The organism is Paenibacillus sp. JT31N7 (assembly GCF_059692095.1).
The window spans coordinates 1,866,245-1,887,795 of the sequence record NZ_JCAUAT010000001.1 but is presented as its reverse complement, the minus strand read 5'-3'; the positions used below and the strand labels follow the sequence as shown (position 1 = coordinate 1,887,795).

General features: G+C 54.3%; 23 protein-coding genes and 1 other annotated feature. Of the genes, 20 read left to right on the top strand and 3 right to left on the bottom strand.

The features are described from left to right. Nucleotides 1-100: 100 nt before the first annotated feature. A complete protein-coding gene (locus AC58P5_RS08485) occupies nucleotides 101-1,933 on the top strand; it encodes an SPOR domain-containing protein (RefSeq protein ID WP_497385718.1) in 1,833 nt (610 codons plus the stop codon). 62 nt (nucleotides 1,934-1,995) lie between these two features. Here AC58P5_RS08485 and AC58P5_RS08480 read toward each other — a convergent pair whose 3' ends face one another. After that, complete coding sequence (locus AC58P5_RS08480; protein ID WP_497385717.1) at nucleotides 1,996-3,204, bottom strand: N-acetylmuramoyl-L-alanine amidase; 1,209 nt, start codon at nucleotides 3,202-3,204, stop codon at nucleotides 1,996-1,998. Nucleotides 3,205-3,350: 146 nt separating this feature from the next. On the opposite strand from AC58P5_RS08480, the gene AC58P5_RS08475 reads away from it, so the two are divergent. The 18 genes from AC58P5_RS08475 (at nucleotide 3,351) to obgE (ending at nucleotide 18,645) form a co-directional block, all read left to right on the top strand. Beyond that, entirely contained in the window at nucleotides 3,351-3,593 is a 243-nt protein-coding gene (locus AC58P5_RS08475; protein WP_497385716.1) for a DUF4321 domain-containing protein, read from the top strand. Between the two features lie 51 nt (nucleotides 3,594-3,644). After that, nucleotides 3,645-4,271, top strand: coding sequence for a Maf family protein (locus AC58P5_RS08470; RefSeq protein ID WP_497385715.1), 627 nt, complete (start codon nucleotides 3,645-3,647; stop codon nucleotides 4,269-4,271). A gap of 86 nt (nucleotides 4,272-4,357) precedes the next feature. Further along, the gene (locus AC58P5_RS08465) at nucleotides 4,358-4,813 is read left to right on the top strand and encodes an RrF2 family transcriptional regulator (RefSeq protein WP_326052096.1); all 456 of its coding nucleotides are present in this window, start codon (nucleotides 4,358-4,360) and stop codon (nucleotides 4,811-4,813) included. Between the two features lie 834 nt (nucleotides 4,814-5,647). Next, nucleotides 5,648-6,337: a RadC family protein gene (gene radC / locus AC58P5_RS08460; protein ID WP_497385714.1), complete on the top strand. Its 690-nt coding sequence runs from the start codon at nucleotides 5,648-5,650 to the stop codon at nucleotides 6,335-6,337. A 148-nt stretch (nucleotides 6,338-6,485) separates the two neighbouring features. Beyond that, nucleotides 6,486-7,517, top strand: coding sequence for a rod shape-determining protein (locus tag AC58P5_RS08455; RefSeq protein WP_009672964.1), 1,032 nt, complete (start codon nucleotides 6,486-6,488; stop codon nucleotides 7,515-7,517). A gap of 34 nt (nucleotides 7,518-7,551) precedes the next feature. Continuing rightward, entirely contained in the window at nucleotides 7,552-8,430 is an 879-nt protein-coding gene (gene mreC, locus AC58P5_RS08450) for a rod shape-determining protein MreC (protein ID WP_497386047.1), read from the top strand. A 2-nt stretch (nucleotides 8,431-8,432) separates the two neighbouring features. Then, nucleotides 8,433-8,960 (top strand): rod shape-determining protein MreD, encoded by a 528-nt coding sequence (gene mreD / locus AC58P5_RS08445; protein ID WP_497385713.1) that lies wholly within the window; start codon nucleotides 8,433-8,435, stop codon nucleotides 8,958-8,960. Nucleotides 8,961-9,038: 78 nt separating this feature from the next. Beyond that, entirely contained in the window at nucleotides 9,039-9,683 is a 645-nt protein-coding gene (locus AC58P5_RS08440; protein WP_497386046.1) for a septum site-determining protein MinC, read from the top strand. Between the two features lie 66 nt (nucleotides 9,684-9,749). After that, nucleotides 9,750-10,544: a septum site-determining protein MinD gene (gene minD, locus AC58P5_RS08435; RefSeq protein WP_217558194.1), complete on the top strand. Its 795-nt coding sequence runs from the start codon at nucleotides 9,750-9,752 to the stop codon at nucleotides 10,542-10,544. A gap of 7 nt (nucleotides 10,545-10,551) precedes the next feature. Further along, on the top strand, nucleotides 10,552-11,697 hold the full coding sequence (locus tag AC58P5_RS08430) for an FtsW/RodA/SpoVE family cell cycle protein (RefSeq protein WP_497385712.1): 1,146 nt from the start codon (nucleotides 10,552-10,554) through the stop codon (nucleotides 11,695-11,697). A gap of 99 nt (nucleotides 11,698-11,796) precedes the next feature. Further along, nucleotides 11,797-12,726 carry a peptidoglycan DD-metalloendopeptidase family protein gene (locus tag AC58P5_RS08425; RefSeq protein ID WP_497385711.1) on the top strand — a complete coding sequence of 310 codons (930 nt, stop codon included), beginning with the start codon at nucleotides 11,797-11,799 and terminating at the stop codon, nucleotides 12,724-12,726. Beyond that, nucleotides 12,719-13,594, top strand: a complete 876-nt coding sequence (locus AC58P5_RS08420) for a M50 family metallopeptidase (RefSeq protein ID WP_497385710.1) — start codon at nucleotides 12,719-12,721, stop codon at nucleotides 13,592-13,594. The genes AC58P5_RS08425 and AC58P5_RS08420 overlap by 8 nt, the downstream gene beginning before the upstream one ends. Before the next feature lie 143 nt (nucleotides 13,595-13,737). Next, entirely contained in the window at nucleotides 13,738-14,901 is a 1,164-nt protein-coding gene (locus AC58P5_RS08415) for an Rne/Rng family ribonuclease (protein WP_497385709.1), read from the top strand. A gap of 394 nt (nucleotides 14,902-15,295) precedes the next feature. Next, nucleotides 15,296-15,389, top strand: a sequence feature (ribosomal protein L21 leader region). A gap of 13 nt (nucleotides 15,390-15,402) precedes the next feature. Further along, nucleotides 15,403-15,714 carry a 50S ribosomal protein L21 gene (gene rplU, locus AC58P5_RS08410; RefSeq protein ID WP_009675460.1) on the top strand — a complete coding sequence of 104 codons (312 nt, stop codon included), beginning with the start codon at nucleotides 15,403-15,405 and terminating at the stop codon, nucleotides 15,712-15,714. Between the two features lie 11 nt (nucleotides 15,715-15,725). Further along, nucleotides 15,726-16,073: a ribosomal-processing cysteine protease Prp gene (locus AC58P5_RS08405; protein WP_497385708.1), complete on the top strand. Its 348-nt coding sequence runs from the start codon at nucleotides 15,726-15,728 to the stop codon at nucleotides 16,071-16,073. A gap of 4 nt (nucleotides 16,074-16,077) precedes the next feature. Further along, the gene (rpmA, locus tag AC58P5_RS08400) at nucleotides 16,078-16,389 is read left to right on the top strand and encodes a 50S ribosomal protein L27 (protein WP_009675465.1); all 312 of its coding nucleotides are present in this window, start codon (nucleotides 16,078-16,080) and stop codon (nucleotides 16,387-16,389) included. 169 nt (nucleotides 16,390-16,558) lie between these two features. Continuing rightward, nucleotides 16,559-17,332, top strand: coding sequence for a Spo0B domain-containing protein (locus AC58P5_RS08395; RefSeq protein ID WP_497385707.1), 774 nt, complete (start codon nucleotides 16,559-16,561; stop codon nucleotides 17,330-17,332). A 5-nt stretch (nucleotides 17,333-17,337) separates the two neighbouring features. Continuing rightward, nucleotides 17,338-18,645: a GTPase ObgE gene (obgE, locus tag AC58P5_RS08390; protein ID WP_497385706.1), complete on the top strand. Its 1,308-nt coding sequence runs from the start codon at nucleotides 17,338-17,340 to the stop codon at nucleotides 18,643-18,645. Between the two features lie 223 nt (nucleotides 18,646-18,868). On the opposite strand, the gene AC58P5_RS08385 is transcribed toward obgE, so the two are convergent. Together AC58P5_RS08385 and AC58P5_RS08380 are read right to left on the bottom strand one after the other, a co-directional pair. Further along, entirely contained in the window at nucleotides 18,869-20,239 is a 1,371-nt protein-coding gene (locus AC58P5_RS08385; protein WP_497385705.1) for an aldehyde dehydrogenase, read from the bottom strand. A 29-nt stretch (nucleotides 20,240-20,268) separates the two neighbouring features. After that, nucleotides 20,269-20,775, bottom strand: a complete 507-nt coding sequence (locus tag AC58P5_RS08380; protein ID WP_497385704.1) for an NUDIX domain-containing protein — start codon at nucleotides 20,773-20,775, stop codon at nucleotides 20,269-20,271. Nucleotides 20,776-21,067: 292 nt separating this feature from the next. Between AC58P5_RS08380 and AC58P5_RS08375 the strand changes: the two genes are divergently transcribed. After that, nucleotides 21,068-21,541 (top strand): ACT domain-containing protein, encoded by a 474-nt coding sequence (locus AC58P5_RS08375; protein WP_497386045.1) that lies wholly within the window; start codon nucleotides 21,068-21,070, stop codon nucleotides 21,539-21,541. Nucleotides 21,542-21,551: the final 10 nt, after the last annotated feature.

Below are 21,551 nucleotides of genomic sequence, written 5' to 3'. Positions count from 1 at the left end.
TAGGGAATCTCCACTCTAGTAAAATTTATGGAGGCCCGGACATATTTTTTGGCTCCCGTTCATAGGCTGATAGTAGAACGCGGATAAGGAGATGGGCCGTATGAATAAAGCGAGAATTTCTTACCGTATAGACGGAAACGACCGGACAAACCGTAAAGCAGATAAATCGGAAGGCAAAATTATTCCCTTAACGAGAGAAGAGTTTTCGGTTTCGGAAACGCTTTGGAGAGACGCGAAGGCGGATAGAGCGAAAAAAGCCCGGCAAAACCGCAAGGAAGCCGAAGCGGCACCCGTCGACCGGGAAGAGTTGAATAATTACACGGCCGATTTCGGTACGTGGCAGAGTCCTTACGATGCCGAGACGGAACGGATCGCCAAGCTTATCCGGGAAGCGGAACCGGGCTACCGGGGGGATTCCGGTTATTTTGAAAGCACGATTAACGAACGATTCAGGGAAGAAAAAGAAAAAAGACAAGAATACGAAAATTTGGACCGGACCGCGTTCCGGGAACGCAGAGACGAGGAAGCCGAGAGGGGAAGGCGAGACTTTGAGAGTCCGACCGAGCAGGAGGACGAATATACGGATGACCGGTTTCGGGAGGATGCGGCCGCCGGGCGCGGCAATTCAGGTGAACGGGGACGCGAGGACCGCTATCCGCTTCCGCCCAACCTGGGCTGGCCGGAGGATCCCAGCGGCTTTATCGATCACGGGACAGCTTCCTTGCCCGGCTATAACAGCCTCCGTGCCGCTCAAGAAGACGAACGGGAGGATGACGGCCATGCGCGTTCCGTATACGGCGGCGCGCCGGTTCCGGATACGAGGGGGAGAAGGACGGCCGGGGAGAGGAACTACTATGAACGGCAGCTTGCGGAAGCGCCTCCTTCCGGGCAGAACCGGAGCCGGAACGGGAACGAGTTCGCGTACTATGAGGACGAACCGCCGGCATACCGCAGGGAGCCCGTCTACGACGATCCGTATAACCGCCTTCATTGGGAGGAGCCCGGAAAAGCGGGTGTGCGCATTTCCCGGTCCGGCCGCGGAGGCTTGCTGCGCATCGCCACATCGGTTGCGGGAGCGATGGTAACCGGGGCGGCTTTCGGCTATTTCGTCCTCTCCATGTTCTCGGGCGGGGCGGAGAAGCCGATCACGATCGACGCGGGTCCGGCCGCGACCGCCCCGGCCCAGCCGAGTCCCGGGATGGTCACGCCGCTGAAGCCGGATGCCTCCGCCCCCGCCGCTTCCGCTCCCTCGGCGGGCACGGCCGTCGCCGCCCCGCCGGTCGGAGGGCCGACTGCGGCGGCCTCCATCCCGGCGCGCTCCTACACCGTGCTGCAGAACGGCATCTTCAGCACGCCGCAGAGCGCGGAGACCGCCCGCGCCGACGCGCGGGGCAAAGGCGCCGCGGCGGTAGCGGAACCGGGCACGAAGACGACGGTATACGTCGGAGTTGCCGGAAGCAAGGAGGACGCCGCGAAGCTGAAAACCGCCCTTGCCGTCAAGAAAATCGAAGTCTTCGCGAAGCCGCTCGATCTCCCCGCTGTCGGCAAGGTGTACTGGAAGAGCGGCAGCGCCCAGCCGCTCGCGGATTATCTCGCGCAGGGCGCGAAGGTCGCCGGCACGGCCGGCAGCCTGTCCGCCGCGAAGATGGCGGAGGCTTCGCCGGGCGCGCTCGACGCGGCTTCCCTGCAGCCGCTCGACGCAGCCGCCAAGGCGTGGGCGGCTCTGCAGCCGGCGGTAGCCGCGGGAATCCCCGACGCGGCCAAGCCGCAGGTCGAGGAAATGAACGCGGCTCTCGCCAAGGCGGTCGCGAAGCTCGGCGAGTACGGCAAATCGCCGTCCGCCCCGCTTCTGGCCGAAGCCCAGGAGGCGCTGATGCGGTACGTCTTCGCCGAGAAGCGCCTGATGCAGCAGCTGACGGCCGCATCGGCCTAGGCTCAAACCCCCGCTCCATACACACGAAAACACGGCCTGCGAATTCGCAGGCCGTGTTAGTTTTAGGGCTGGAGCTTGGAGTAGCGGTCCATCATGACGGCAATCTCCGCCCGGGTTATGTAACGGTTCGGTTTGAATTCCGTCGGGCTTGTCCCGTCGACGATACCGGCCTTCGTCAGCGTGTAGACCGCGCCTGCGCACCACATGGAGGCGGGAACATCGGAGAATACGTCCTGCCCGGCCGGCGGCGTTAAAGCAGGCGTGCCTTTCATTTCGCGAAGCCGCTGAAGAATAGCGGATACCTCGCCGCGGGTGATCGACTGGTTCGGGCGTACGGTATGATCCTCGTACCCGTCGAGCAGTCCGAGCCGGACGGCCTTTGTCATCACCGGATAGGACCACTGGGTCGTTTTCAAATCGCTGAAAGCCGGTGTGGGTGCGGAATTTCCCGTCCCGAGCAGGCGGTCAAACCCGAAGACGCGGTCCATCACGGTTACGAACTCCGCGCGGGTCAGCGCCCGGTTAGGCTCGAAGTTGTTTCCGATGCCTTCCATCCAGCCTTTGTCTTTGATGCGCAGGATGGCTTCGCGTGCCCAATGACCGGCGGTATCCGGGAAAACCGGGGGCTGGTAGGAGACGACTCCGGCGGCAATCGCCTTAGCCATTTTGGTGCGGAAAGCCGGATCGGCCAGTAAATCCGCTTCTTTTTTGTTGCTCAAAAAGCCGGTTTCGACAAGAATGCTCGGTATTTTTCCTTTGCGGACGACATAAACCGCACTCGGCACCAAGCCTTGATCTTTCAATCCGGTTTGGGACAGAACCGAGCTTAATACCTTTTGAGCCAGCAGCCTGCTGGAAGGTGTAAGGGCTTCCATTTCTGGGCTGGCGGGGTAATCGTCCTGGGGATAGCGGCTGTCGTAATACAGCACCTGCGATCCGCTCGCGGCCGAGCTCGGATTTGAATTGGCATGCACGGATACGAAAACGTCCGCGTTCTGGGCATTTGTAAATTGAACTCTCTCGTCAAGGGACAAATAACGGTCGTCCGACCGGGTCATCACGACTTCGACGCCCTTCTTCTTGAGCTCGTCGCGGAGCTTCAGAGAAACGTCGAGGTTGACCGTTTTTTCATTGAGACCGTTTACACCGATGGCTCCCGGATCTTTCCCGCCGTGACCGGGATCGACGACAACCTTGTAGGCCATCGCCTCATAAGGAAAGACCAGCAGAAGCGCGAGGGTCAGCCCTGCTAATTTTGTAGTTTTTTTCATCGTGTTTTCCCCTCCCGTTTCCAATTGTACAGGCACTTTCCAGGTTGGCAAGCCGGAAAAATGTTACAATTTGTTGGTTTTTCGGATTGATGCAAAACCAGCCGCTCCGTATAATAAGGGAGAAACAAGGGAAGAGAGGATAACGGATGAAGAAAAACGGCTTCACCCTCGTTCTGTTTTTAGTGATCGGTCTTGTCGTCGGCATCATTGTGGGGCAACTGCTTGCACCGGTCAAAGCACTGGCGTTCCTGACCAAAACGACGGATATCGTCTGGCAGCCCAAAGCGGACCTGCAGGTCATCCAGTATGATATCCTTTTGAAGATTAAACTGAATTTGTGCAGCATTTTGGGCCTCGCGGCCGCTTTCTGGCTGTACCGCAAGGTGTAGCCCATGGGAAGACGCAAGTAAATTTTAGAGGAAAAAGTGGAGGCAACCGATATGAGCCAATCCGGCAGCGCGCCCAATGAGCAGGGCATTAAACTGATTCTCGCATCCTCTTCGCCCAGACGGCAGGAACTGCTGAAAGGGATGGGGCTGGATTTTGAAATTATCGCCAGCGATGCGGATGAAACCGTGGAGGAGAGCCTGAGCCCCCGGGAGATCGTCGAAACGCTTGCCGTGCGCAAAGCGGAAGCGGTATCGGCCTCCTTATCCGGTTCATACGCACCGGGTAGAACCGTCATTATCGGGTCCGACACGATTGTGGTTTTGAACGGGGAAGTGCTGGGCAAGCCCAAGGACGGGCAGGACGCTTTCCGTATGCTGTCCGCTCTGCAGGGCCGGACTCACGAGGTTTACAGCGGAGTCGCCTGCCTGAGCGCGGACCGCAGGGACGTTTCGGTGAATCACCGCAGGACTAAAGTCACGATGAAGCCGATGGACGACGAGCGGATTCTCCGGTATATCGGAACGGGCGAGCCTTCGGATAAGGCGGGTTCATACGCGATTCAGGGGATCGGAGCCACATTGATCGAGGGAATTGAAGGCGACTATTTCAATGTCGTGGGTCTTCCGGTGTCTCTCCTGAGCGAGATGCTCGAGCCTTTCGGCATCCGCGTCATCTAGGGTAAATGTCCCGGCCCTGAACCGTTTTCATTAAGAGCCGATTCTGCTACAATAGAGAGAACATCAGGAGAAAGGAGGGCTATGTCATGAACAGCGAGTTTACGATTGCCGTGCACAGTCTGGTACTTCTTGCCCATTTGCCGGAACACATGGCTTCGAGCGACGATATTGCTTCCAACGTTTGCACTCATTCCGCGCGCATCCGCAAAATTATGGGCTGTCTGCGCAAAGCCGGCTTTGTTCGCACCAAGGAAGGCTGTGGAGGCGGATTTATTCTCAATCACGACCCGGATGAGATTACGCTCGGCGACATTTATCAGCTAACTTCGCTCGGCACCCTCAAACCGAACTGGTGCTCGGGCGACCAGGGGAATGAATGTCTTGTTTCTGCGAACATGCAGAATGTGATGGACAACATGCTGGATGGAGCCGAACAGAACATGATTCAATATTTGAAAGGCGTGACGATCGGCAGCATGCTCCGCACCTTGAACGAGACGGAGAAGAAAGCCGCCGATGCCGAGAAGAATCTGATTTCCTGAAGCGGTGCCTGCGCTAAACGTTCAAGGACGTACAGGCGCCCGCTTTATTGTTACGATACATGAGGAAAGACACCCGGTGCTGCGAAGGCGGCGCGGACTCGGTTTTCACAGGCATGATATCTCCCGTCAGGGAGACGCTTTGCCGGTCCGTCCGCCTGTCTTCTTGGGCCTTTGACGCCGCCGCTTTCCTTGCCGTTTTCTCATTCGGCGCTTCTGTTTAAATGGCTTAACCTGATGTTACCCTTCGATGAACTCCGCTTTCGGGCCCCTGCGCTCTTTCTTTTTACACTCTCCCATTCTCTATCTTCTTCGTATGTCTACTGCTGGCCGCTTGTCTCATCCGCTGTCCGTTTTCATTTCCTCTCCGCTGGCGCATCTTGTTTTCCAATCCGTTTTTTCCTTTACTACCTTTTCTTAATACACCGGCCTTTTAATCCTGCTGCCGGAAAAATCCCTCCCAGCTCATGTCCCGAACCCGAACCCGCCGTAAGAAAGTTTACCTGTGTGCCATTCTTTTATTTTTTTCGAGGTGTGCAGACTTTTTTAGGACCTGTATCGTCCTATTTAACAGCCCCTCTGTCTTTGTATGGTTTTGTGCGGTTCTTAAATGTGACTGCATAGGAATAAACGAATGATCTCTGCCGATTTTCACAGGAATTTCCGTGCTGGTCGCCCGGATTCTATTGGTTGCGCAAGATCCGGTTAAAACCGGGCCGCGTAAAGGCCGGCTGAAGACAGTAAAAGCCCGGCAGACGGCGCTTTTCGAACGTTCGAAGCGGGTTTTGAAGGAAATGTTGGAAATTGGCCTAAGAACATACCGGAAGAGGGGAATATATGATATCATCAATTGTCACCTTGCGTGAAATTCCGCCGGAGGAGAGACCCCGCGAAAGAATGATGAAACTCGGGGCTTCATCGCTCAGCAGTGCCGAACTGCTGGCTATTCTGGTTCGTACGGGGACGTACTCCGAGTCTGCTTTGGCGCTAGCCCAGCGGATTCTTTCGGAAACGGGAGGAATCCGGGGACTAGTGGAAGCCAGCCGGGAAGAGCTGGTCCGAATCAAGGGGATAGGCGATGCCAAGGCGCTCCAGATTATGGCCGGAATCGAGCTGGGAAGACGGATTTCCCGGACCCGCACGGAAGAAATCACGACGGTACGCTCTCCGTTTGATGTTTTCGATCTGCTTAAGGACGAACTGCGCTATTTGCAGAAAGAACACTTCGTTTGTTTGTTCCTCAATACGAAAAACCACATCATCGGACGCGAAACGCTGTCCATAGGAAGTTTGAACGCCTCCATTGTGCATCCGCGCGAAGTTTTCCGCGCCGCGATCCAGCGCAGCAGCGCCTCCATCGTTTGTGTACATAACCACCCCAGCGGGGATCCAACGCCAAGTCCTCAGGACATTGAACTTACGCACAGGCTGACAGAAGCCGGTGATATTATAGGGATCGAAGTCCTCGATCATATCGTCATCGGAGATGACCGCTATGTCAGTTTGAAGGAGCATGGTCATATGTAATATAATAAAGATTATGTTCGTGGAAAGACCCCTAATTTCGACAATGACTACGAAAACTATGACGAAACAATAACCGTCGGTATTTTTTTGCTGCCATTTAAGCAGTTAAGCAGAGAGAAGATGGATTTTGGGAAGGAGCCGTTTTATTATGTTCGGAGGTTTTACAAAGGATTTAGGTATCGATTTGGGTACTGCAAATACATTGGTGTATTTGAAGGGCAAAGGAATTATCGTGAGGGAGCCGTCGGTGGTCGCCATCCGTACGGATACGAAAACCATTGAGGCCGTCGGCGACAATGCGAAGAAAATGATCGGACGTACGCCGGGCAACATCCGTGCCATCCGTCCCATGAAAGACGGCGTAATCGCGGATTTCGAAACGACCGCCACGATGATCCGTTATTTCTTACGTCAGGCACAGAAGGATCGTTTCATGTTCCAGCGTCATCCGAACGTCATGGTTTGCGTGCCGTCCGGCATTACGGCGGTTGAGAAGCGCGCCGTGGAAGATGCGACCAAGCAGGCCGGCGCACGCGACGCATATACGATCGAAGAGCCTTTCGCGGCCGCAATCGGCGCGGATCTGCCGGTTTGGGAACCGACAGGCAGTATGGTTGTCGATATCGGCGGAGGTACGACCGAAGTGGCCGTTATTTCCCTCGGGGGTATCGTGACAAGCCGCTCCATTCGCATCGCGGGCGATGAGATGGACGAAGCCATCACTCAATACATCAAACGGACCTACAACCTGATGATCGGGGAACGTACGGCGGAAACGCTGAAAATGGAAGTGGGCTCCGCCCTGCCGATGGAACAGCCGGAGTTTCTTGAAATCCGCGGCCGAGACCTTGTGACAGGTTTGCCGAAAACGATTTCCGTCACTTCCGATGAAATTACGGAAGCATTGACCGACACCGTGAACGCCATTATCGACGCGGTTAAAGTAACGCTGGAGAAATGTCCGCCCGAACTAGCCGCCGACATTATGGATCGCGGTATCGTGCTGACGGGCGGGGGAGCCCTTCTGCGCAATCTCGACAAACTGCTTGCAGGCGAAACCGGAATGCCGGTTATCGTCGCGGACAATCCGCTTGATTGTGTAGCCATCGGGACCGGCCGCGCCCTGGATCACATCCATCTGTTCAAAGGTGCCAAATCCGGCGCCAAATACAGACGCTAGTCTGACTGTGCCGACGTGAGAAGGTGTTGAATTGTTGAAATTCATGGGGAACAAGAGGCTGATGGTTCTGCTTGTGGGTCTCATCTGTTTTTTCATTCTGATGGGACTTACGCTTAGCGGACGGACGAAATTTTACTGGCCGGAAAAATTTCTGAAAGATTCGATCGCCTGGACGCAGAGCGTATTTTACAGACCGGCAGCGGGCGTGGCAGGCTTCTTTGAAGACGTCGGCAAGCTTAAAACCATCTATGACGAGAATCAGATCTTGAAAAAAAGACTGACCGACTACGCACTCGCTACCCAGCAGCTGAACGCGCTTGAAGACGAGAACAAACGGTATAAAGAAGCTCTGGGGTTTACGGAGCGCCAGAAACAGGTGTCCAATTATAAATACCGGATTGCCGACGTGATCGCGGCAAGTCCCGACCCTTATAACGGGACCATCACCGTAAATCTGGGCGAGAAAGACGGCATCAGGCCCAATATGGCCGTGATTAACGTGGACGGTCTTCTCGGCCGGGTGCTCACCGTAACGGAATTCACCTCCAACGTACAGCTTCTTACGGATTTGAGCGATACCAACAACAAGGCGCCCGCTATTTCCGCAACCGTCAAAGGCAAGGAGTATAAATCCGCCGAGGGTCAAGGTTCTTACGGGATCATTGAGTCGTACGACAAGGAAAAGGGCCTGCTCGTAATGAACAAAATCGACCAGAACGACAAACTTGCGGTCGGCGACACCGTCATTACCTCCGATATCGGCAAAGTATTCCCAAGCGGTATTCCGGTAGGAACGGTCGTTTCCCGCGAACCCGGGGATTTCGGGATTACCCAGAAAGCGATGATCAAACCTTTCGCTGATTTCAGACATATCCGGGAAGTCTTTATCATCGAAATACCCGAGGTGAAATAGCCATGGTACGCAACTCGCTCTGGCTCATTCTGTTCTCGCTGCTCATATTGGAAGGGTCGCTTATTCATTGGCTGATTCCGGATTCCTGGCAGCAAAGCGTCCGGATATCTTCCAATTTCATGCTGATCATTATTTTGTATATCGGACTTTATTTGAACCGACATTCTGCACTGCTGTACGGCCTCGGTTTCGGGCTGCTGCACGATTTCGTCTATTTCGGACACATACTCGGCGTCTACTCCTTCGGATTCGGATTGGTCGGCTACATAGCGGGGCTTCTTCCCCGCAGGCAGACGAACCTTATTTTCACCACTTTGATGACGATGGGGGTCGGCGTTCTTATTTTCGAAATTATCAAATTCGGAATCAACCGGTTATTTAACATCGTTACGGTGAATTTCCAGTTTGCGTTTACCCATATTATGCTGCCGAGCGTGCTGTTCAATATGCTATTCGCTCTGGCGGTGTACATTCCGATGCGCAAACTTATGGAAGCCCTGCACGGCCAAGGATCCAGAGCGAAACATTAATTGTGGCCGTTCTTTTTCACCCGGCAGGAAAACCCGGACAGCAGGCCGAATTGTATGGGTTGGGAGGTTGGAACGTTTATGACGACGGCAGGTAAACATCATGTGATTATAAAAGGAGTCAAAGACGGCCTGAACTTTCTTCTCGACGATTCTTGCGAGCTTGCGACTGTCCTGGAAGAACTGCGGCACAAGGTGGAGAGCAGTCACGACCGCATTTTGACCGGACCTATCGTGCGCGTTCATGTCAGACTAGGTAAACGCAGTGTCAGTGACGAAGAGAAGGAAGAAATCCGGGCCATCATCGGACAGAAGGGCAACCTGCTCATTCAGTCCATTGAATCCGATGAACCGGAGCCGCTTGTCGGAACGGCTGCTCCCATTACCATGCTTAAAGGGATGGTAAGGTCGGGACAGACACTTAAACATGAAGGCAATCTGCTGTACATGGGAGATGTCAATCCCGGAGGCACGATACTGTGCACCGGCAGCATCTACATTATGGGTTCCTTGCGGGGAATGGCACATGCGGGTGTGGAGGGGGACGAGGCTGCGATCGTTGCGGCATCCCATATGCGTCCGACTCAGCTGCGCATTGCCGGCGTAATCAGCCGGCCTCCGGACGAATGGGGATTCCAGGAGGCTTTTATGGAGTACGCCTATATCAAAGACGGGCGTATGGAAATTGATAAATTGAACGGACTGCACCGTATGGTGCTTGCTTAAATAGCCGGATGGCCTTTTTTGCAAACCGGCTGCACGCAATTATCGTAACGCTGAGGAGTGAATACCATGGGAGAGGCAATCGTTATCACTTCCGGAAAAGGCGGCGTCGGCAAAACGACCACGTCGGCCAATGTGGGGACAGCACTCGCTCTGCAGGGCAAGAAAGTATGTATGGTCGATACCGACATCGGGCTGCGCAATCTGGATGTGGTTATGGGGCTGGAGAACCGGATCATTTATGACCTGGTCGACGTTGTGGAAGGACGCTGCAGGCTTCCTCAAGCGCTCATCAAGGACAAGAGGTTCGAAGAACTGTACCTGCTTCCGGCTGCACAAACCAAAGACAAGCATGCCGTTTCCCCGGAGAGCGTCAAGGATATCGTGCTGGAATTGAAAAAAGATTTCGATTTCGTCATCATCGATTGCCCTGCCGGTATCGAGCAGGGCTTCCGCAACGCGGTGGCCGGAGCCGACAAAGCGATTGTCGTCACGACCCCCGAGAATGCGGCCGTCCGCGATGCGGATCGGATTATCGGCCTGCTGGAGAACGAGAAAATCCATGCTCCGAAACTGATTATTAACCGGATTCGACAGAACATGGTTAAAAAAGGCGAAATGCTTGATATCGACGAGATCTGCTCCGTACTGGCCATCGACCTTCTGGGAATCGTGCCGGATGACGAGCATGTCATTAGGGCGGCGAATTCCGGCGAACCGACCGTGATGAATCCGACTTCACGGGCTGCCATCGCCTACCGCAATGTCGCACGCCGCATACTTGGAGAGTCGGTTCCGCTTATGCCGCTTGACGAAAAGCCGGGTATGCTGGCTAAATTGAAAAAGTTTTTTAAATTAGGATGAGTGCGATATGCTTGCCAAATTAAAAAAATTAGATTTGCCCATCATTTTTTTGCTGATGGTGTTAATTACTATTAGTTCCTTTTTGGTATACAGCGCGGATATAGACGACCCTAACATTCATGTGAATTGGACGAAAACAATCATCATTTACGTGATTGCTTTATTCGCCCTAACCGCATGCAGCTTTTTGGATTATAGAATCCTCATCCGGTTTTGGATATTTCCTTATTTGATCAGCATCGCGCTGCTTGTCTTTGTACTCAAAGTAGAAGCGATCAATGGGGCAAGCGGGTGGATCAGTATTGGGGACTTTTTATTTCAGCCGGCCGAGCTTTGTAAGCTATGTGTCATCATTGCACTTGCTGCATGGCTCCGCAAAAAGAATGAAGAAGACCTCCAAATCATTAAAGATGTGATCCCGATGGGATTATTAACCTTACTTCCTTTTGCTTTAGTTTTTATTCAACCTGACTTGGGAAATGCGATCATCCTGATCGGGGTTCTTATCGGAATGATTTGGATAGGGAATATCAAGTATTCCCATGCGCTGTTTGCTTTAATTGTGTTCGGTGGAGGGTTGTTTGTTTTTTTCTATTTTTACTCGATCCATCCCAAAGAAATTAGCGGCTATCTGATAGAGCATTTTGGTTTTAGAGAGCACTGGTTCAAGCGGATTGATACGTTTTTAGATCCGTCTACGGCAAGCTTGAACGACCGTTATCAGATGGAAAACTCATACAGAGCGATCGGTTCCGGCGGGCTGACGGGTGAAGGCTACTTGAACGGAAGCTCCATTCATTCTAACTTTATCCCTTACGCTTATTCGGATTCCATCTTCGTCGTGGTTGGAGAAGAATTCGGCTTCCGCGGTGCGGCCGTGCTCCTGATGCTTTACTTTTTCCTTATTTACAGGATGATCCTGATCGCCATTCAAAGTAAGAACCGAATCGGTTCCTATCTGGTTGTCGGAGTTGTAGCCATGTATGTCTTCCAGATATTTGAGAATATCGGCATGTTGATAGGTTTAATGCCTTTGACCGGTATCACGCTTCCTTTTATCAGCTATGGGGGGACGTCTTTGTTAATCAACATGCTCTGTATAGGAATGGTACTAAGCGTTAAAATCCACGATCATGCCATAGAAGACAAATAAAAAAACAGGCCCGAGAGGCCTGTTTTTTGTATGCTCATATTTCATACAAGCCGCTCATATGCTGTAGTAAACAAGCCCCGCCTCACAGGAGGTTAAGTCATGGAGAACAAGCATAACGTGCGCCAACGAAGATTGGAAAAAATCAGGAAGCTGCAGGGAAGCCCCCCTGGAAAAGCTCCTCCGCACCGTCAGTCAAAAGAACGGTTGCCCTTTGGAATTCAGGCTTCGGATGTGGAGCCCGCGCCTAATAGCCTCCCTTTAGTCCGGCGGGATCCAGAGTTTGACGACAGATGGAACGATCCCGAATATGTATGGAAGCAAAAAATGCAGCGCGAGCTTCAGCTGCCCGCCGCTTATTATGCCCGAGGACCCGGCGGAAGGGATTCGGGGGACGGGGGCGGATACAATCCCCGTATTCCTTACCGCATCCGGTTTCTGCGGCAGCTTGTCGCCAGCGCTATGCTGTTCGGCCTTATCTGGGGAATGTTTCAGCTCCAGCATCCCTTGATCGAACGAGGGAAAGGATATGTCACGGCGGCCCTCCGTGAGCCGCTCGATTTTCAGCAGCTGTCTGCCTGGTACCGGAAAACGTTTGCCGGGGCGCCTTCTTTTATTCCGGCCTTCCATTCGGATGAAGAAAATCCGGCTGTAAAAGCGGATGCCCAAAAACGCTCCTATTTTGTCCCCCTGAAAGGGGAAATTCACGAATCCTTTACGGCTGATAAGCCTTTCGTAAGCGTGGCGGCCGAGCCTCATACCCCCGTGTATGCTCTTGATGCGGGACAAGTCACCTTTGCGGGCCCCAAAGACGAGACGGGTTACACGATTATCATTCGCCACCCCGGAGGTATGCAGTCCGAATATGGGCAGATCGAGCAATCCCGCGTCGAGGTCAACGACTGGATCAAAGGGGGCGAAGCCATCGGGCAAGTGTCGAGAGACAGCAAGAGCGATAAAGGGCTGCTCTATTTTGCCGTCCAAAAGGAAAGCCGCTACGTGGACCCGACGGGCGTGATCCCGTTTGAATAACTGGCTGCAGGTACGATTCCGTTTTCATCCCCTGTTCACGATGGTGATGCTGCTTTCACTGGCAACCGGACATTTTTTGGAATCGGCGACGTTGTTTGGTATCGTTTTTCTCCATGAACTCGGTCATTTCGGAGCCGCGGCCGCTTTCGGCTGGAGGGTGCGCGAGGTTCGTCTGCTGCCGTTTGGAGGCGTACTTGTCGTCGACGAATTGGCGTCCGTTCCTCTGCGGGAAGAAATGATCGTTGCGCTGGCCGGACCGCTCCAGCATCTGTGGCTGATCGCTCTCGGCTTCGCCTGCCGCTTTCTCGAAGCGGGGGACCCGGATTGGTGGTCCTATTTTATCGAAATCAACGCCGTTATCGCCTTGTTTAACCTGCTGCCGATTTTACCGCTTGACGGGGGGAAATTGCTGCAGGGATTGCTTAGCCTGGGCTTTCCCTTCCAACGCACACTGGTGTACACGGTCTGGGTGTCTATCGTGCTCGGGTTCTTGATGACGGTCATCGCCTTTTGGCCTGCCGGGACGGGACAGATTCAAATGAACATCCTCATTGTCGGCTTGTTTCTGCTTTATCAAAATTGGGTGAGCCGCAGGCATCTGCCTTTTTATTTTCTCCGGTTTTTGATGAACCGCGAAGCAAACACGGAGCGTCTCATGCAGAAGGGAACGCAAGCAAGGCCGATTGCGGTCGCCAGGCAGCGGAAGGTCGGAGAAGTGGTGAAGCTGTTTATGCGTGAAAAATATCATCCCGTCTACGTGATGGGCAGCCGGGGAACGATCGAAGGCATACTTCCGGAACAGCAGGTGGTGGACACTTATTTGACGCACCAAAACCGTTCATGTACGGTTTCCGAACTGCTGCCTTGAAGGGCGGAAACGGTTCCGTCTGTAGTTTCCTCGCCTGTTCACCCTGGTGTGCAGGATTTGGGCGTCTAGCTTGCTTTCCTGCTTTTATTCACTAAAGTGCGAAACTTCCCTCCTTCATGTACAATAATGATGGGGTGAACGCCATGAAACAACTGATCGTAAGCTGCGCAGCGGCTTCGCTTCAGGCGGCTCTGCTCGAAGATCGCAAGCTCGTGGAATACGAGACTCAGCATCCAAGCGAGACGCAGCGTGCCGGAAGCATCTACATCGGCCGTGTGGTAAACGTACTGCCTGGCATGCAGGCCGCATTTGTAGATATCGGATTGGATAAGAACGCTTTTTTATACATAGATGACGTGCTGCCTGTCAACATGCAGAAGCAGCCTAAGATGAAACCGCCTATCGGAGATCTTCTTCAGCCGGGACAGCGGGTGCTTGTTCAGGTTGTCAAAGAACCGGAGGGGTCGAAGGGGGCACGTGTCACGACCCATTATTCCATTCCGGGCCGTTGGCTGGTGTATATGCCCGGAGCGGGGTATACGGCAGTCTCCCGCAAAATCGAAACGGAAGAAGAGAAAGTCCGCCTGAAGCAGGTGGCGGACAGCCTCCGCGGCGGAGAAGAAGGACTCATTCTCCGCACGGTATCCGAGGGGCGCAGCGAAGAGGAGCTGCGCCGCGACCTGCTCGATCTCCGGGAGCTGTGGGCGGTAATCGAGCAGAGGGCGGCGGCCGGCGGAGCGCCGGCGTGCATCTACCAGGATCTCGAGCTGCTCCCGCGCCTTGCGCGGGACGTGATCACGGAGGACGTGCTCGAGATCTGGGTAGACGACGAAGCCGTCCGCGCGGAGCTTCAGGGGCTGCTGCGGCAGCGCAGCCCGGAGCTTGCGGCGCGCGTCCGCTTGGACAGCGGCGATGTCCCGCTCTTCGAGCGGTTCGGCATCGCCGAAGAGCTTTCCCGCTCGCAGCGCCGCAAGGTGTGGCTGCCGAGCGGAGGCTATCTCGTCATCGACCCGACGGAGGCGCTGACGGTCATTGACGTGAACACGGGAAGATTCACAGGGACTTCGTCCCTGGAGCAGACCGTGTTCCGCACGAACATGGAAGCCGCCGCCGAGATCCCGCGGCTGCTGCGGCTGCGCAATTTGCGCGGCATCATCATTGTCGATTTCATCGACATGGAGCAGTCCGCGCACCGCGACCGCGTGCTGGAGTGCATGGCGGAGGCGGTCAAGAAGGACCGCTCCAAAACGATACTCCTCGGCTGGACGAAGCTCGGCTTGCTGGAAATAACGCGCAAGCGCAAGTAGAAAGCAGCAGGTTAAGCCTCGCCGCCTCGCGTGAGTGGGGCCAAGCCGGGCTGCCTGCGCCGAAGTTTGCACTACGAATCAAGCACTCGTACAAGCAGTGCCGTAATCGCCAAGCCTCCGGCATGACACCGGCCGTTAGCCGGAATCTCACAACCGGATTAATCCGGTAATCGACATGCGGCATAGGCAGCGGATAATACCGGACAGCGGGAAACTTACGCTGTCCGGTTTATTTTAGATCCGTCCGACACCCGGACTCCTCCACTCAGTGCAGCATTCCAATACTTTGCCCAGTCGGAAAACCGGAAGAGAGTATTGCCGACCTGGGCTTCGGAATAAAACATTGCAAAGGACGAACCCTTTTGCTATACTACTATGAGTGCGTTGCTTTAGGCATGCGCTGTAACCGCACGGATCGGGTTTGTGAAGCACGGGCAGAGGCTCTGCCGCTGAACGTCACCTGGATATTGGCGAGTCTGAGACATGAGGAGGTGCAACGAAATGTACGCAATTATTGAAACAGGCGGCAAGCAATACAAAGTACAACAAGGCGATGTTCTTTACATCGAGAAGTTGGAAGCCGGCGCAGGCGATGTGGTCACTTTTGACCGTGTTCTGGTTGTTTCTGGCGACAACGGTCTTCAAGTAGGAGCTCCAGTCGTAGAAGGTGCTAAAGTTTCCGGCAAAGTCGAGAAACAAGGCAAAGGACGCAAAATCATCGTTTACAAGTACAAGGCGAAAAAGAACTACCGTCGTAAGCAAGGTCATCGTCAACCGTACACGAAAGTCGTAATCGAGAAAATCGAAGCTTAAGAGGCCATCAGATGATCCACGTTACGGTTTCAAGACGGTCTGAACAAGACCCGACGATAGAAGCGTACCAGGTCGAAGGCCATGCGGAATTCGACGTTCCCGGCAAAGACCTTGTCTGCGCCGCGGTATCGGCCATTGCGGTCGGGACGGTCAATTCGATCGAAACGCTAACCGGAGTTGTACCGGGTACAGAGATGGAGAAGGGCTGGCTTGACGTTATCCTTCCTCTTGATGCGGATCCGGCACAGATGGCTCAGGTTCAACTGATCATCGAATCTATGATCGTGATGCTTCATACTATTGCAAGTTCCTACAGTGACTATATAGCAATTCATACAGCCTATAATGAAGGAGGTTGACACCATGTTGAAATTGGATCTTCAGCTGTTCGCATCCAAGAAGGGTGTAGGTTCCACAAAGAACGGTCGTGACAGCATTGCAAAACGCCTTGGCGTTAAGCGTGCCGACGGTCAAACCGTTACCGCAGGAAGCATTCTCGTGCGTCAGCGCGGAACGAAAATTCACCCGGGCAACAATGTTGGCATCGGTTCCGATGACACGCTGTTTGCTAAAGTGGAAGGCGTTGTTAAGTTCGAGCGTTGGGGTCGTGAGCGCAAGAAAGTTAGCGTCTACCCGGTAGAAACCGCTCCAGTAGCGGCTACTGTAGAAGCATAAGTTAAAAATTCATGCATGTACAGCCCTGGCGACGTTATGTTTGCTGGGGCTTTCTTGCTTTTTAGAGGCATCCATCCGGAACCTGCTGCCATCTGTACACCGGATGCGTTTTGGGGCCGGAAATGGTATAATGTGCTAATGGGAAGTCGGAAACGGAGCGTATGCGTACATGAGGAACAGGTTGTGGATACCGGCAGCCTTGCTGGGTCTGCTCGGTTTGATAATGCTGGCTGCTGCGCCTTTGACTTCAGGACTTCGTTTGGCAGCGGGTGCCGTTACCGCCGCATGTTTTGCAGCGGCTCTGTACATCCAGCATCAAATGAAGCTCAAAGAAGCGGAAGAAGAGCGTAAGCGGGTTCAGCGGCTCGCTCAGCAGGAGATGCTTCTGACGATCAATCATCTGCGCCACGATTGGATGAACGATATCCAGGTGCTGCTTGGGTATATTCAATTGAAGAAATACGATCATCTTCAAGGGGTTGTCGCCTCTGTGATGGGAAAGCTCCAGCATGAGAGCTTTATGGCCAAGCTGGGCGATCCGGGCCTGATCGTGTTTCTGCTTAGCGCGAAAGCGGGAGGCAGGCACATGACGCTGGAAGTCGAGCTTGACCAGGAGGTAAACATCCGCAAGCTGGCACTGGACGGCGATGCGGTCTGCAAGTTAATTCCCGAGCTGATTGAAGGTTTCAAACAAGCGTCTGCGGGAGAAAATGAAGAAGGCGGCATGCTAAGCATGCAGCTTGTTCCCGAAGAGGATTCACTGCTGCTCGATTTTGTATATCAGGGACCGTATAACCGGAGCTACCTGGAAGAGGCGTTGTCCCTCGCAATGGAATCGGGGACAAGCCGTATCTTGGCTGCGGTTGTAGAACAGAATGACTATCAGGAACAGGAGGCGGCCCTCGCCCTGCGGCTGCCTTACCGGACTTCAGTTGAGGTGTGATGCACATGTTTGTAGATAAAGCGAAGATCTATGTAAAAGGCGGCGACGGAGGCGACGGTCTTGTCGCGTTCCGCCGCGAGAAATATGTACCCGAAGGCGGCCCTGGCGGCGGGGACGGAGGCGATGGCGGCGATGTGATCTTCCGCGTGGACGAAGGTCTCCGGACGCTGGTCGATTTCCGCTACCAGAAGCACTTCAAAGCCAAGCGCGGCGAGAAAGGCCGCAACAAGTGCCAGCACGGAGCCAATGCGGACGATATGGTCGTTCGCGTTCCTCCGGGCACGCTTGTCATCGATGACGACACAGGCGAGATTGTTGCCGACCTGACGCGTCATCAGCAGGAAGTGGTCGTTGCGAAGGGCGGACGCGGCGGACGCGGCAATATGCGCTTCGCCACGGCCAAGAATACCGCTCCGGAAATCGCGGAGAACGGCGAGGAAGGCAAGGAACGCTGGGTCGTACTCGAACTCAAAGTGATGGCCGACGTGGGACTCGTCGGATTCCCGAGCGTCGGTAAGTCGACGCTGCTATCCGTCGTGTCGGCGGCAACTCCGAAGATCGGCGCCTACCACTTTACGACGATTACGCCGAACCTGGGTGTCGTCGATCTTGGCGAAGGCAGAAGTTTCGTCATGGCCGATCTGCCCGGCCTCATTGAAGGCGCCAGCCAAGGCGTCGGGCTCGGACACGAGTTTCTGCGTCACGTCGAGCGGACGCGCATCATCGTGCACGTGGTCGACATGGCAGGCACCGAGGGCCGCGACCCGTACGAGGACTGGAAGAAGATCAATGAAGAAATCAAGCTGTACAACGCCAAGCTGGAAGAACGTCCGCAGGTGATAGTCGCCAACAAGATGGACATTCCCGAGGCCGAAGAAAACTTGGCCGCTTTCCGGAAGCAGCTGGAGGAAGACGGCAAATCCGCCCAAATCTTTCCCATCTCGGCCGTCACCAAGGAAGGCATTCAGCCTCTCCTGTACCGCGTAGCCGATATGCTGGACGCGATTCCCGACGCTCCGCTTCTTGAAGAAGTGCAGGAAGTCGAAGAACGCAAAGTGTACCGGATGGAGAAAAAGAACGAATATGACAACGATTTCGTTGTTCGCCGCGAGAACGATATTTTCGTTGTAGAGAGTCCGAGTATCGAGAAATTGATGAAACGGACCAACTTCACAACGGAAGAAGGCGTGCTTCGCTTTGCCCGAATTCTGCGGAATATGGGTATCGACAAGGCGCTCCGCGAACGCGGCGCAGTCGATGGCCAGACGATCCGTTTGAACGATTATGAATTCGAGTTCGTAGAAAAATCTTGACGAGAAACCCCCTCGCCGGCAGGCATGGGGGTTTTTTGGCATTGTTTCAATTGATTCGGTCATTCGATTTTGTTCAAATTCAAATCGTTCGGCTTGTCCGGTTATGATTGGATGATCCCGTTTAAGGAAACCGCATCGAAATCATCCTGCATCACACACCTTCCGAGACATAGCCGGCTGCTGACCGGAGATAATTCTTCATGCCGGATAACCGGACAACGGCTTATTTATAAACGCTTCTTAATCTTTTCAAGGCGTTTTTGGCGTTGGGATAACGGAAGGGCAGGTCGAAGCGGCTCGTTTGCTTCAGCACGCTTTTACGGTGAGTGAACACATCGAAGCTGGCTTTGCCGTGATACCCGCCCATCCCGCTGTTCCCGACGCCTCCGAAAGGAAGGTACGGAGTTGCGATATGGAGGATCGTGTCGTTGATGCAGCCTCCGCCGAACGAAATCGAGTGGATGATCTTCTGCTGGATTTCTTCGCTTTCGGAGAAAGCATACAGGGCGAGCGGCTTCGGGCGGGCATTTACTTCCCGGATCACATCCTCCAGGTTACGGTAGGTAAGGACCGGAAGCAGCGGGCCGAAAATTTCCTCCTGCATAACCGGGTCCTCCCAACCGACTCCGCCGATAAAGGCGGGCTCGATTTTAAGCGACCGGTCGTCCGTTCTTCCGCCATATACCAGCTGACCGGCTTCCATCAGGCTCTTGAGCCGGTTGTAATGGCGGGCATTAATGATGTTCGGGTATAGGCTGCCGTCGGCAAGCGGATCGCCGTAGAAGGCGTCTACCACTTCTTTCATCCGCTTCAGCAGATCGTCCTTGACGCTTTCGTGAACGTATAAGTAATCGGGAGCGATGCAGGTCTGTCCCGCATTCAGCGTTTTGCCCCACACGATGCGCTTGGCCGCGTGCTTGATGTTGGCTTCGGCATGCACGATGCAGGGGCTTTTGCCGCCCAGCTCCAGCGTGACAGGGGTCAAGTGCTTGGCGGCCGCCTCCATGACGATCCGTCCGACCCCGACGCTCCCCGTGAAAAAAATCGTATCGAACTTCTCGGCGAGCAGCGCATGACTCGTCTCGACGCCGCCTTCGATAACGGCCACATATTCTTCGTCGAAGGTCTGGCCGAGAAGCCGGGCAAGCAGCGCGGAGGTATGCGGCGCAAGCTCGGAGGGCTTCAGGACCGCGCAGTTTCCTGCGGACATGGCTCCGATTAGGGGCGAGATTGCGAGCTGGAACGGATAGTTCCACGGCGATATGAGAAGCGCTATGCCGTAAGGCTCCGCATAAATGCGGCTCTGCGATCCGATATGCGTAAGGGGCGTTTTGACCCGCCGGGGCTTGCTCCAGCGCTTGAGATGTTTGAGCGCGTGATTGATTTCTTCGAGCAGAATGCCGATTTCCGTAGCGAACGCTTCAAATTCGGATTTTCCGAGATCCTGCCTCAGCGCTTCCATAATGGCATCCTCATGATCTCGGATCATCGCTTTTAACCGGCGCAGCTGTTCCGTGCGGTAATTCAGCGGCTTGGTCGCACCCGTGGCGAAAAAGTTCCTCTGTTTGTCGAGAAGCGCGTGTATCCGATTCAAGGGGGTTCGTCCTTTCCGGGTTTGTTGACTCAGGTTGTTTCGGGATCATGGAGCGCGGTCCAGCTCACTTCCGGAATGCCGGAGGAGCCCGGAACCGCCGTTCCGATCCACGTATGGGGAGTGTCTCCGTAAGACAAATAATGTTCGAGCGCATAGCGGAAAATAAAAGGAAGCTCCCGGTTCAGAATCTCGGCGCGGGGGATCCAGTGCAGATCGCCCTCGGAGGTCCGGATTCGGGGGGATACATCCGTGTGCCCGACATAAATAAACTGCTGCCGGATGTCCTGATCTTTTAACCTCATTAGAATGTACTGCAAACGGAGTCCCGAAATTTCATCCTCGCGTATTCCGGTCTCCTCTTTGATTTCACGCAGGCAGGCGGCCCGGGGGCGGGCCATTTCAAAGCTTTCCAGATGTCCGCCGACGGCTGCCCACATACCGGGCGAGAGCGTCCTTTTTATGGACCGCTTCATCATAAGCAGCTCGCCTTGAGTGTTGAACAAAAGAGCCGCGGATATTAATCGCAACGTGATCACACGTGTCGCCTCCTTGCTGATTTTCAGCTTACCATAGGGGGAGAAGGACAAGCAAACCCCTGTCCGGTAAGCATTTTGACGCCTTTTGGAGTCTGAAAGGTCTTGACGGAATCAGCAGCTAAGCAGCCGGTTGGATTGAAGCCGTACCGCGGGAATTTTTCGTTTCGCATCCGGCGGAAAGCGGGGCGAACAGGAAGGATGCCATTTTCCTATTGCCGAAATTTGTAGATTTGCAGTATAATGTCCTCTATATAAGAACAAACGTCTTTCTGGAAAGGACGGACTTTCTGTGATGGATCCTAAACAGGCCGCCGGTTGGAGCGAGTCCGGCTTTTATCTCGTAAACGAGCAGATTTTGCCCGAAGGCATTCTAAAAACGGTGCAGGCCAAAGAACTGCTGGCCCGGGGAGAAGTAAAAACGATCCACGAGGCGGTTGAGCAGGTAGGGCTGAGCCGGAGCGCATTTTATAAGTACAAAGACGGCGTATTTCCCCTGAACAAGCTGGATAAAGAGCGCATTGTCACCATCTCCATGAATTTGGAGCACCGTTCGGGCATTTTGTCCCGGGTGCTGGCGCTTATTGCTGGACAGGAAGGAAATGTGCTGACGATCAATCAAAGTATTCCGCTGCAAGGAATGGCGAACGTAGTCATTTCCGTGGAAACGTCGCTGATGGGCGATAAAGCCAAAGAGCTGATTCAACTGCTGGAATCGCAGGACGGGGTCAAGAAAGCCGCCGTGATCGGACAGGGAAGCTCGATTTAACGGTAAGCCA